Here is a 12,514-nt window from a genome sequence, read left to right on the forward strand (position 1 = left end):
GCTTGGGAGGGCCGCCAGGCCCGGCGGCAAGGTCCGCAACGCGGCGAGCGTGCGTGCCACGGTTCGCGGGCCCGGCGAGAATTTGAAGACACGACCTAGGCCGCGGCGGGCAGCGGGGTGTTCGCTGCGACGCCGTCGGCTTCCAGATGGGCCCGCAGCCGGGAGAGGACGGCGGTGAGAAGGCGGGAGATGTGCATCTGGGACAGGCCGAGGCGTTCGCCGATCTGGCGTTGGGTCAGGTCGTCCCAGAACCGCCAGCGCAGGATCTTCTGGTCGCGCTCCGGAAGTTCGGCGATCAACGGGGCGACGGAGGCCCGGAACTCGGCGAGTTCGATGCCCGGGTCCTCGGCGCCGAGGGTGTCCTGCAACGGCAGCGGGCGGTCACCGCGCCCTGAAGTGGCGGACATGGGGGCGTCGAGAGAGCCGACCCGGTGCGCGTCGGCGGCGGCACGGCCCGCGCGGACCTCGTCCGCGGTGGTGCCGAGTCGGTCGGCGATCTCCTCGTCGGTGGCGTCGCGCCCCAGCTCGGTCTGGAGCTGGTCGGCGGTCTTGACGACGACGAGGAAGAGTTCCTGGTGCCCGCGGGGGACGTGGACGGCCCAGGAGGTGTCGCGGAAGTGCCGCTTGATCTCGCCGGTGATGGTCGGCTGTGCGAACGAGATGAACCCGGTGCCGCGCTCGACGTCGTACCGGTCGACCGCCTTGACCAGGCCCACCAGTCCGGTCTGGTAGACGTCGTCGAAGTCCTCGCCGGAGCGGACGAAGCGGCGAACCAGGTGCTTGACCAGGCCGGTGTTCAGCTCGATGACCTCGGCGCGGGTCCGGCCGAAGGTCTCGGTGCCCGGCTCCAGGCGGGCCAGCCGGCGCAGCAGCCGGTCGGTGTGCGCGCGCAGACCGTCCCGGCCGAGGCTCCGCATATCCTCCCGCGCGAGCGGGGCGTGTTCGTCGGTGGCGTCGGGGAGGTTCGCGTCGTCGACGAGTTCCGTCGCGGGCAGGGCGGGGGCTGTGGTGGTCGGCATCGGTGATCGGGCTCCTTCGCGTTCGTCGTCGCGGAAGCCTCGGTGCCGTGGAGCAGGGATCTCTCCGTCGGCCAGGGTTGGGGGCCGTGCGCGCGGGCACCGGGCGTGGGCCGCGCCGCCCGCTGGCTTCAGGCACCACGCGCGCCCGGGCACAGGTTCTGTGCCGCAGACAGGCGGCTACGCGCCGCCCAGGAGAGGGCCCTTGACGGAACCGCCCTCGATCGAAGGAAGTACCACCGGACAAGTCGCCCAAACGCATGCCGCCGCAGGGTCACCACGCGAGCACGAACGGCAGCACGAGGCCCGTCCGCGGGATCAGACCGATGGCCGTGGCAAGGAGCAACCGCCGCAGCGGGCAGCGATCGTTCGAGAACGCTGCCCTCGACCGGCCCTGATGGAGGCGTTTCGGGCGGCGCCGTGCGCCGGTCACGGCATGGCGGTCTCGTCGTCGATGCGGTTTCCACCCTGCTCCGGCACGGCGAACCCGCCTCGGCTCGTGGCAGGTGTCAGGGGCCGGCCGGGGTGGCGGTGGCGGTGGCGGCGGTAGCGGTCAGGACGATGGCCGCCTGGTCGTCGTCCATGTCGCGGTGTCCGGCGAAGGCGTGCACGGTCTCGGTGACGGCGTCCAGCAGCGCGGCGGCCGCGAGACCCGGCGGCTGCTCGGCGAGGAGGCCGGCCAGCCGGCTCTCGCCGAACAGGTTGCCGTCCGCGTCGCGGGCCTCGGTGATGCCGTCGGTGTACAGCACCAGGCTCTCGCCGGGGTGCAGGTGGACGCGTCGGGTGGACACGCGCGGGTCGTCGCCGATGCCCAGCAGGGTGCCGGGGGCGTCGACGGGATGGGCGTCCCCGTGCCGGTCGAGGTGGAGGGGGAAGGGGTGGCCGGCGCGTACCAGGTCGATCGTCAGCCCGTCGTCGGTCGGCGTGAGATGGCCGTAGACGAGGGTGACGAAGCCGGTGTCGAGGCTCGCGTGGCGGTTGAGGAGCGCGCGGTTGACGGCGCGTACGACGTCGCCGGGGTCGGACAGCAGGGGTGCCGCGGCCCGTGCGGTGTGGCGTACCAGCGCGGTGGTGGTGGCGGCGAGGGCGCCGCGGCCGCAGACGTCGCCGAGCATGACGGCCCACGTACCGTCGTCCAGCGGGAAGACGTCGTAGAAGTCGCCGCCGATGTCCAGCCCCTCGCCCGCGGGGTGGTAGTGCGCGGCGAGGTCGGCGCCGGGTACCGCGGGCAGATCGGTCAGCAGCAGTCCGGCCTGTAGGTCGCGCGCGAGGGCCACCCGCTGGGTGAACTGCCGCGCGTTGAGGGCGGCCGACGCCGCGCGGCGGGCCAGCTCTTCGGTGAGCGCCACCGTGTGTCCGTCGAAGACGTGGTCGCCGGTGCCGAGGAGGGTCAGGACGCCGAAGGGCCGTCCCCGGTCCAGTAGCGGCGTGCAGACATAGCCGGTCGTGTGCAGGCCGTCGCCGGTGTCCGGTTCGGCGGGGCGGCGGGCGACCTCGGTCACGCCGGAGGCGAGTACGCGCGCCACCGCCTCGTCGGCCGCGTCGTGGCCCGGCGAATGCCCCCGCAGCAGGCGCTTCTCGTCCTCGCTGGACGCCGCGGTGGCCACCCGCCGTATCCGCCCGGCCTCGACGATGTCGACGGCGCTGAGCGGCGCGAGGGTCGGGACGCACAGGTCGGCCAGGCGCCGCAGCGTGTGCACGTAGTCCAGGTCGGCCCCCAGCGCCGTGCTCGCCTCCAACAGGAAGGCGAGGTCGTCGCGCGCGGCCCGCTCGCGCCCCTCGGCGTGGAGGCGGGCCTGCTCGGCGTGGTGGCGTTCGATGGCCAGCGCCGCGGTGCTGGCGAACAGCTTCGCCAGCGCGAGGTCCGCGTCCTGCGGCGCACGAGGCGTGCGGTGGTACATCGCGAAGGTGCCCAGCAGGGCTCCGTTGCGGGCCAGTATGGGCGTGGACCAGCACGCGGCGAGGCCGGCCTGCTCGGCCAGGGCCCGGAAGTCGTCCCAGTACGGGTGGTGCGCGATGTCCGCGACCACGACCGGTTCGCGGCGGTGGGCGGCCGTACCGCACGAGCCGACGCCGTCGCCGGTGGTGATGCCGTCGATGGCCCGGTTGTAGAAGTCCGGCAGGCTGGGGCCGGTGCCGTGACGCAGGGTCCGGCCGTCCGCGTCGGCGAGCAGGACCGAGACCAGGACACCGGGGGAGAGGTCCTCGATGGCCTTCGCCATGCCCTCCAGGACGTCGTCCAGCGGGGCCTGGCGGGCGATCTGCTCCAGCAGCGCCCGGTGCTCGGCGGCCAGCCGCTGGGCGTGCTTGACCTGGGTGACCTCGGTTCCGATCATGCGGACGCCGACAGTGTTGCCGGCCTCGTCGCGACGGGGTTCGTACGTGAAGTCGAAGAACGCCTCGCGGGTCTCCTTCCCGGTACCCAGCAGGACGCGCGCGTCCCGGCCCGTGTAGGGCCGGCCGGTGCGGTACACGCCGTCCAAGAGGGCGATGAACCCCTGGTCGGCCAGCTCCGGCATCAGGACGCCGATCGGTTCACCGGTGCGGGCGCGTTCCTCGCCGCCGAGCGCGGAGAAGAAGGCGGCGTTGGCCGCCGCGAGTACGTGCGCCGGCCCGGCGGTGGAGGCGAACAGGGCCGTCGACTGGCCGAACAGCGCCCGCAGGTCCTCCTCGACGCCGACCGGGCTCACCGGGAGCACAGGGTCGGACCAGTACGAAGCCTCCGCCATCGCCCCCGCCCTCTCGATTTGTTGCCGACTCCTGGGTAACCCTGCCACGCACGCATGGCCCGACGCGACGCACACCGCCGTTCGGGCGCGCGCGTCCTCGCCGCGGGTCGCCCTGCTGCCGCCGGGCACGCTCGGGACCACGGCGTGCGCGGGTCGGGCGTGCGCGGGCCGGGGCGCGCCCGTGTCGGGCGTGCACCCGCCGTGCTTATCACGACCTCACGTCGTGAGCGGGCCCTGCGACAACGCGTCGTGCGGACCGAGGGCCTTCACGGCGTCGTCGGCCGTGGGCTGGTAGGTGAACAACTGGTCGAGGCCGACGATCGCGAAGACGCGCAGGAGTTCCGCACTGGGGGCCGCGAGGACCAGCCGCGCACCGGCTCCGGTGGCCTGCTTGTAGGCGGTGATGAGGGCGGTGAGCCCCGTCGAGTCGCAGTACGCGAGGTCCGTGAGGTCGATGACCACGTTGTTGTCGGGACCCAGCGGCGTCTCCTCGACGGCGCGGCCCAACTGCGGTGCGGTGTGGTAGTCGAGGTCGCCCGTCAACGTCAGCACGGTGGTGCCGGAAGCGTGGACGTGTCGACTGGCGGTGAGGATGCGGTCGGTCACCTGAATCTCCTGTGCGGTGAGACGCGGCCTGGCGGTGACACGCCGCCGGGCGGTGTGGCGTGGTGCGGCGCCTGGTCCGGACGCCGCTCCTCCGGCCGCCGCGCTCGGGCCGTCCCGAGCGGACATGCCTCCTGAGTGAGCAGGCTGCCCGTATTGCGGCGCGGCAAGCAACGTGGTCCGGCCCCCGGCGGACGATTCCGGGCACGACCCCCGGCGACGGGACGACGCACAGGTCCGCACCTCGTACCGGTGGTCCCGGATGAGGTGGCCTTGCGGCGGAGTCCCGTCCCCAAACTGTCGCCCCAGAATCGCTGTCCTATCCTACGGATCACTTCGAGGGGTCACTTCGACAAAGTTCCCGCAGCGGCCCGAAGGGAGCTTTACGGTGCCCTTGTGCGGGCAATCTACGGCACGTTCCCGACTTGCCCCGGGAAAGCGCGGTTCGCGGAAGGATGACGTGAACGGGATGACTGGCCAGTGACGCGTTCCGACGATGCCGAGCCCGACATGTCCGAACCGGCCGTGTCAGGGGCCGACCAGCCTGTGCCCGCGCCTGTCCCGGTGACCGGTGGGCGCGCGGCCGACGAGCCGCCGTCCCCCCTACCGGCACCCTTGCCCGCCCGGCCGGACGTGTTCGCCGCCGATGCCCGGGTCGGGCGGGACCTCGCCCTGGTGGACTGGTCCGCGACTCCGCTCGGTGTGCCGGAGAGCTGGCCGCAGAGTCTCCAGACCGCGGTGAGCATCCTGCTGTCGTCCCGCTTCTCCATGTGGATGGCGTGGGGCCCGGACCTGACCTTCTTCTGCAACGACGCGTATCGCCGCGACACCCTGGGACGCAAGTACCCGTGGGCTCTCGGCCGTCCCGCCCGGCAGGTGTGGGCCGAGATCTGGGACGACATCGGCCCGCGCATCGACTCCGTGCTCACCACCGCGCAGGCCACGTGGGACCAGGGCCTCCTGCTGTTCCTGGAGCGCTCCGGCTACCCCGAGGAGAGCTACCACACGTTCTCCTACAGCCCGCTGCGCGACGACGCCGGTCAGGTGGTCGGAATGCTGTGCGTGGTCAGCGAGGACACCGAGCGCGTCGTCGGCGAGCGGCGCATGGCCACGCTGCGCGACCTGGGCTCCGACCCCAGCGTGGTGCGCACCGAGCAGGAGATGCTCGACTTCACGAGCCGGCAGCTGGACCGCAACCGGTCCGACCTGCCGTTCACGCTGACGTACCTCCTCGACGAGGACGGCAGCGCCCGGCTCGCCGCGGCCACCGGCATCGACGCCCGCCACTCTGCCGCGGCGGACGTCCTCCCGCCGGGCTCGGAGACCATCTGGCCCACCGCCGCCCCGGTGAGCGGCCGGCCCGTCGTGACCGCGCTGGACGGCCCGCTCTTCGCGGGCCTGCCCACCGGCGAGTGGGCGGAGCCGCCGCTCGAAGCCTTGGTGGCGCCGCTGCTGCAGCACGGCGGGACGCCGTACGGGTTCATGGTCGCGGGCCTGAACCGCTACCGCCCGCTGGACGAGGACTACCGCGGCTTCGTGGAACTGGTCGCCGGACACGTCGCCACCGGGATCGCGAGCGCCCGCAGTTACCAGGCCCAGCAGCGGCGGGCGGAGGAACTCGCCGAACTGGACCGGGCGAAGACGGCGTTCTTCTCCAACATCAGCCACGAGTTCCGGACCCCGCTGACGCTGATCATGGGGCCGGTCGAGGAGCTGCGGTCCCAGCTCGCCGGTGCGGACCCGCGCATCGGCGAGGAACTGGAGGCCGTGCACCGCAACGGGCTGCGGCTCGGCAAGCTGGTCAACACGCTGCTCGACTTCTCCCGCATCGAGGCGGGGCGGATGCAGGCGCGCTTCGAGGCGGCCGACCTCGCCGCGGTGACCCGGGAACTGGCCAGCGTCTTCCGCTCGGCCGTCGACAAGGCCGGCCTCGCGTTCGCGGTCGACTGCCCGCCGCTGGCCGAGCCCGTGTACATCGACCGGGGCATGTGGGAGAAGGTGGTCCTGAATCTGCTCGGCAACGCGCTGAAGTTCACGTTCGAGGGTTCCATCGGGATATCCGTGCACGCCGAGGACGGCATGGCGGTCGTGACCGTCGCCGACACCGGGGTCGGCGTCCCGGCCGACGAGATGCCCAGGCTGTTCGAGCGCTTCCACCGCATCGAGAACGCCCGCTCACGGTCCAACGAGGGCAGCGGCATCGGTCTGGCGCTGGTGAAGGAGCTCGTCGGGCTGCACGGCGGCACCATCACCGCCGCGTCCGCGCCCGGCGAAGGGACGCGGTTCACCATCCGCCTGCCCTTCGGCTTCGCGCACCTGCCGACCGACTCGCTGCGGCCCGAGGCGGGGACCACCGCGGGCACGGCGGCGGACCCGGGTACGGCCGCGCCCTACGTACAAGAGGCGCTGCGCTGGTTGCCCGCCGCGCAAGCCGCCGCCGCGCCCACCGGCATGAGGGACGATCCGGGGGACGGGCCCGTGACCCGGCCGGCGGCCTCCGCGTCGGCGGTCCCCGCGCACGTGCTGATCGCCGACGACAACGCCGACATGCGCGACTACCTCGCCCGCCTCCTGCGCGGCGCCGGCTACCGGGTCGACACGGTCGTCGACGGGAAACAGGCCCTCGAAGCCGTCCGTGCCCAGGCCCCCGACCTGGTGATCAGCGACGTCATGATGCCCGGTCTGGACGGCCTGGCCCTGGTCGGCGCACTGCGCGCCGACCGGCGCACCACCTCGGTCCCGGTGCTGCTGCTGTCGGCGCGCGCCGGCCAGGAGGCCTCCATCGAAGGCCTCGAAGCGGGCGCAGACGACTACCTCGTCAAGCCGTTCGTGGCCGCCGAACTCCTGGCCCGCGTACGGGCGAACATCGAACTGGCCCGGCTGCGGAACCACCACGCGCGGTGGCGCACCGCGCTGGTCGACTCCCTCCAGGAAGCCTTCTTCGTCTGCGACGAGCACGGCGCGGTCGTCGAGATCAACGCGGCGTTCACCGACATCCTCGGCTTCGGGCCGGAGGGGCTGCCGTACCAGCCGGTGCACCCGTGGTGGCCGAACGCCGACACCGACCCCGACGCGCACCGGGACGTCTCCGCCGCGTTCGCCCAGCTGCTGGGCCATGCGCGGGGCAGCTACACCATCCCGGTCGTACACCGCGACGGCTACCGCATCTGGGTCGGCGCCACGTTCAACCACGTCGACGACCCTGTCACCGGCGGCAGCGCGATCGTCGGCACGTTCCGCGACGTCACCGCCGAGCACTACGCCATCCAGCGCGAGACCGCCCGAGCGGCCCTGTCCACCAGCCTGGCCCAGGCCGGCAACCTCGCGGACGCGCTCACCGGCGCGCTCGTACAACTGCGGCAACTGTGGAACGCGCGAAGCGTCCTGACGGCCGTTTTCGCGCACGGCGACGAAGCGGCTGCCGTGACGGCCACCGACGGTACGTCGTCCTGGCAGCAACTCCCGGACGACCGCCGCAAGATGCTCTCCGAACTGCGCGGACAACCGCTGCTGACCCCGATCGCCGTCGGCAACGGTGCCGGAATCCTGTTGGAGCACCCCCAAGGACCGCTCGCACTGTGGATAGACCTCGGCGAACAGCGGCCGTTCACCAGCGAGGACGAACTGCTGCTCTCCCTGCTGGCCGGCCACCTCGCCCAAGGCCTCGGCCGCGCCCACCAGATCGACCAGCAGCGCGAGACCGCGCTCGCCCTGCAACGCGCAATCCTGGGCCCGTCACACCTGCCCGACGGCTTCGCGGTGCGCTACGAGCCCGCCACACAGCCGCTGGAGGTCGGCGGCGACTGGTACGACACCGTCACACTGCCCGACGGGGGCATCGGCATCGTCGTCGGCGACTGCGTCGGACGCGGCCTGAAGGCCGCCAGCGTCATGGGCCAACTGCGCAGCGCCTGCCGGGCGTTGCTCCTCCAGGACGCAAGCCCCGCACAGACCCTGATGGCATTGGACCGGTTCGCCGCGGGGGTCCCCGGCGCGGCCTGCACCACCGTCTTCTGCGCCGTGCTCAACGCCGAGAGCGGGAAGCTCACCTACTCCAGCGCGGGGCACCCGCCCGGGATCCTCGTCCATCCCGACGGCACCACCCGCCTTTTGGAGGAGGGGCGTTCACTGCCGCTCGCGGTACGTCCCGGTCGGCAGCGCCCGGAGAGCAGCTGCGTCATCCCGGCGCGCGCGACCCTTCTGCTGTACACCGACGGCCTGGTCGAACGACGCAGGCATTCGCTGAGCGCGGGCATCGCCCAGGCAGGCCAAGCCCTCCAAGACGGCCGGGACGTGGCCGTCGACGATCTCGCCTCGGCCGTCATGGCGCGGCTGGCCCCGACCGACGGCTACGACGACGACGTGGCCCTGCTGCTCTACCGCCACCCGGCGCCGCTCGAGGTGTCGTTCCCCGCTGAGTCGTCCCAACTGGCCCCCGTACGCGAGGCCTTGCGCGGCTGGCTGGCCCAATGCGACCTGCCGCCGCACACGATGCAGGGCATCCTGGTCGCCGCCGGCGAGGCGTGCGCCAACGCGATCGAGCACGGTCACCGCGACGCACCCGGCGAGACGATCCACCTCCGGGCAGAGGCCTTCGTCGACAAGATGCAGCTGACCGTCGCCGACTCCGGCCGCTGGAAGGTGCCCCAGCCCGAGCGCAACGCGCACCGCGGGCGAGGAATGCGCCTGATGCGGGCCATGATGCAGCAGGTCACCGTCACTCCCGGCCCGGCGGGAACCACCGTCGACATGCACACGAGGATCGCCTGATGACTCCCCTGACCCTCACCCCCGGGCGGCGCCCCGACGGCACTGCCCTGCTCACCGCGGTCGGCGAGATCGACATGAGCAACACCGACGCCCTGGCCGCCGCGCTCGACGAGACACCCGGACCGCTCGTACTCGACCTGACCGGCATCGACTACCTCGACAGCGCCGGCCTCAGCGTGATCTTCCCGCACGCCGAACGCATCGAGATCATCGCCACGGCCCTCCTCCAGCCCGTCCTGACCATTTCAGGCCTGGCCGACCTCACGACGATCCACCGCATGGAGCTGTGACCCGACGGCGGGGGGAGGGGCTCGGTTTCGACGCCGAGCATGGCGAAGTCCCGCACGATCTGGGCGAATTCGTCGCGAGGTCAGTGCCGCGGTTGTCGGAGTGGCGCCGCGCGAGGCCGCTCTCCGCCGCAAGGTGCTTGCGTGGCCCGTACGTCAGGGAACCTTCCCCCTCGAACAGTGCTCCCGGGCACACGGCGGCCCCCGGGCAGTCGCCGCTCGTCAGCGACCTGGGCGCACCGGGACGCCCGTGGCCGGTTCTGGCCTAGGCGGTCACTGTGCGGAACGCGTGCTGGTAGAACAGTCGCCCAGAGCTTGGACCTCGACGTGTTCAGCCATCGCCAAGTCCGGTTAGCGCTGGTGCGTGCCAACTCACATGGACTGGAGCTCCCTTCGGGCCCGTCGAGCTGCCGGATAGGCCCTGTTCCCCGTCCGTGTGGCCTCGGCTGTTCTGGGTGGTGTGGAGGAGGGCGGTGACGAAATCCGTAGCTACGTTCGGTCTCTCTGTGAGTGCATTCCGTCCGTCCACCTTGAGCCGCGGGCCGTCCCCGGTTCAGCCGCGGGCGGTCGTGCCGAGTGCACGGTTTCTCGGGCTGAGCGAGCTTGGGCCGTTGGGTTATGGAGCCGGTGCCGCCGCCCGCAGGATCGATTCGATCGCTTGCTCGAAGACGTACCCGTGGCCGTTCACGAACATCTCGATCCGCGAACCCGGACCCGATTCGCGGTTCGGGACGTCGAGACGGATCACCGCCGAGTTCGGTGCGCGCAAAGTGAATGCCTCGTAGCCTCCGCCGCACGCGTCCACGTCCGTGCTCACGTCCTCGTCGCGGAACACGAGTCCGCGGCGGGCGAGTTCGTCCCTGACGAGCGCCAGATTGCGTCCGAACGCGATCGGTCCGAGGACCTGGTCGGTCAACTCGGCGATCAGATCGGGCCAGGCGTAGCGGTCCGTGTCGCATTCCACGGCCCAGGGGTCGTCCGGTCCGGCGGCGCGGACGACGGCGAGCTCGACACCGGGCATGGCGATCCACCGCTCCAGATCCGCGTGCGGGTGAACCGCGAACAACCGGTACTCGGCGCGTTCCTCGTCGTCCTCCTCCGCCGCGTCCGGATCGATCAGTCCCTCAGCCGGGCAGCCGCGCTCCGCGAGTTCGGCCGCGAACGCGACGATGTTCGCGCGTGCGAACGCGTCGAGCACCGCCTTGTCGCCGTCTTCGGCGGCGCCAGCGCATCCAGGGGTGTGAGTCATCGGTCGGTCGCCCTCCAGGTAGCCGCATGCTTCGTCCAGTTGTCTCATCCTGACCTGACAGGGCGTCGCTTCGCTCCCACTGCGTTCCGCGCCGCGGTTGCGCGTACAGGCCGGCGACAACCTCCCGAATCTCTCACCGGGCACCGGCGCCGGGCCCGGGGTGCGCCCGGCCGGTCTTCGAGGTCGATCCGCCGGCAGCTCGCGGATCCACGACGACCTGCGACGGATTCTGGACGAATGCGCCGGGGTGCAGCGGCGCGTTCTGGTCGGCGCCATGGAGTACGAGTTCGTCACCGGCCTGGGCCAGTTGCCCGCTATGTCCGGCAGGAAGTCCGGCGGATGCGCCGCCGCGATGAGTGGCCGCCGTGGCGGCGTCGCCCAGCCGGGCGGCATGACGTCCAGCTCGGCCAGCAGCGCGGCGAGCGAACGCGTGGACGGCCGCGCGGTGGGCTGGGGAGCGGGGTGCGCGGTGGGGTCGGTCACGGTCAACTGCCGTCGCCGCGCCGACGTCCCGGGTCCGGGCGGGGGAGCACCGTACCGATGCGGCTCGGTCGGCAGCGGGTTCGGGTTTGGCGGCGGTCGGTCACCTCAGCCTCTGGGTTGCAGTTCGGCGGTGCGGGCGAGGCCGTAGCCGCCTGCGCGGGGTTCGGTCGCGAGGGAAGCTTCCGGGTTGTGGCGCTCGGCCCATCCTTGGGGCACGGCGAACACCGATGCTGCCGACCACAGCGCGCCCAGGCCCAACGCGGCGGTGCCGAGTACTCGACGTTGCTCCACGGCGGGAAGAACTTCTGCCACGCAATTTTCGACGAACTGCTCCCGAGCCATCTCGCCGGTGCCGAGCAGCTCCCTCGCACGATTGACCCGCACGGTCATATGAGGCGAACTCTGCTCGATGTTGCGCACCGCTTCCTCACGGGTCATATGCGCGCATTGGTTGGCCAACATGGCAACTTGCTTGACCGGCAGGGAGATCTTCCGGAAGGTCTGCCAAAGGGACGCGTTCCACGGAAGGTTCGCGGCGACATCGGGTGAGGAGATGGTCTTTGCCCGATGCACCATGCGCTGTGCCTGATCCGCCGGGCTTTGGCCCCACTCGACGAAGGTCGCAAGTGCGTCATGCGGGTCGTGCCAGCCGACCAGTTCCGGGTCCCACAAGAACACGTGCCCGTCCTTGATGCCGACGTTGCTTCGGTGCATGTCCGGATGGGCGGGCCTGAGCGGTACGTCACGCATGCCGGAGACCGCCTCGCGCGCCGGAGCCGCCGGGTCGTGCGTGAGCCCGAGCGCAGGGAGAAGCCCGTCCCAGCGAAGGTGGACGAGCCCGATCGTGGCCTCCAAATCGGCCAGGTGGAGACGGCGGTACTCGTCGGCCGTTTGCGGCACCGCCACGGAGGCGTCCGGATTCTGGCTTTTCAGGTAGCGCACGAAGTCGGGCGGCATGAGGCCGGACGGCCTCCGGAGCGGGATGGTCTGCACACGGCGCCACATGTCCACCACCTCGCCGGCGATTCCCTCCGGAAGCGCCGTGCCGTTCGGCGGTAGACGCGCGACGTCGGTCTCGTACCGCTGCAGGAGGACGCTTCCGTCGGGCGCCGCGTAATAGGTGACGGGGACGTTCGTCAATCGCTCCGAGAGTGCCTGGTAGATCTCGCCTTCCTGGTAACAGGTGCGCCAGGCGATCGGGTCCCGGTCCCCGGCCGGCACGGGCCGACGGACGTTCACCGTTTCGCCGGAGTCCGGGTCCGGCACGGGCACGTTGCCGTTGAACAGCCCCGACTTCTCGGTGTTCGGGTCCGCCGCGACCCGCTCGTCCGCCCGGCGGGCGAACCACCGGGCCCGGGCATCGGTGTACACCGGAAC

Annotated in this window: 7 protein-coding genes; 2 read left to right on the forward strand and 5 right to left on the reverse strand. The window is 71.8% G+C overall.

The window, feature by feature from the left end; all coding sequences use genetic code 11:
• Nucleotides 1-95: 95 nt before the first annotated feature.
• From AB0C36_RS40805 to AB0C36_RS40815, 3 genes are all read right to left on the reverse strand, one after another.
• On the reverse strand, nt 96-1,019 hold the full coding sequence (locus tag AB0C36_RS40805) for a SigB/SigF/SigG family RNA polymerase sigma factor (protein ID WP_358364259.1): 924 nt from the start codon (nt 1,017-1,019) through the stop codon (nt 96-98).
• 506 nt (nt 1,020-1,525) lie between these two features.
• Nucleotides 1,526-3,745: a SpoIIE family protein phosphatase gene (locus tag AB0C36_RS40810; RefSeq protein ID WP_358364261.1), complete on the reverse strand. Its 2,220-nt coding sequence runs from the start codon at nt 3,743-3,745 to the stop codon at nt 1,526-1,528.
• A 216-nt stretch (nt 3,746-3,961) separates the two neighbouring features.
• Nucleotides 3,962-4,351 (reverse strand): STAS domain-containing protein, encoded by a 390-nt coding sequence (locus AB0C36_RS40815; protein ID WP_358364264.1) that lies wholly within the window; start codon nt 4,349-4,351, stop codon nt 3,962-3,964.
• A 765-nt stretch (nt 4,352-5,116) separates the two neighbouring features.
• On the opposite strand from AB0C36_RS40815, the gene AB0C36_RS40820 reads away from it, so the two are divergent.
• Nucleotides 5,117-9,118, forward strand: a complete 4,002-nt coding sequence (locus AB0C36_RS40820) for a SpoIIE family protein phosphatase (protein WP_358364271.1) — start codon at nt 5,117-5,119, stop codon at nt 9,116-9,118.
• A complete protein-coding gene (locus AB0C36_RS40825) occupies nt 9,115-9,408 on the forward strand; it encodes an STAS domain-containing protein (protein WP_358364276.1) in 294 nt (97 codons plus the stop codon). Before AB0C36_RS40820 ends, AB0C36_RS40825 begins: the two co-directional genes overlap by 4 nt.
• Nucleotides 9,409-10,021: 613 nt before the next feature.
• On the opposite strand, the gene AB0C36_RS40830 is transcribed toward AB0C36_RS40825, so the two are convergent.
• Complete coding sequence (locus AB0C36_RS40830) at nt 10,022-10,654, reverse strand: hypothetical protein (RefSeq protein WP_358364265.1); 633 nt, start codon at nt 10,652-10,654, stop codon at nt 10,022-10,024.
• A gap of 588 nt (nt 10,655-11,242) precedes the next feature.
• On the reverse strand, nt 11,243-12,514 hold a 1,272-nt coding region (locus AB0C36_RS40835), incomplete at its 5' end, for a hypothetical protein (RefSeq protein ID WP_358364268.1).

Origin of the sequence: Streptodolium elevatio, from assembly GCF_040649515.1 — a bacterium.
In the GTDB taxonomy this organism is placed as follows: domain Bacteria; phylum Actinomycetota; class Actinomycetes; order Streptomycetales; family Streptomycetaceae; genus Yinghuangia; species Yinghuangia elevatio.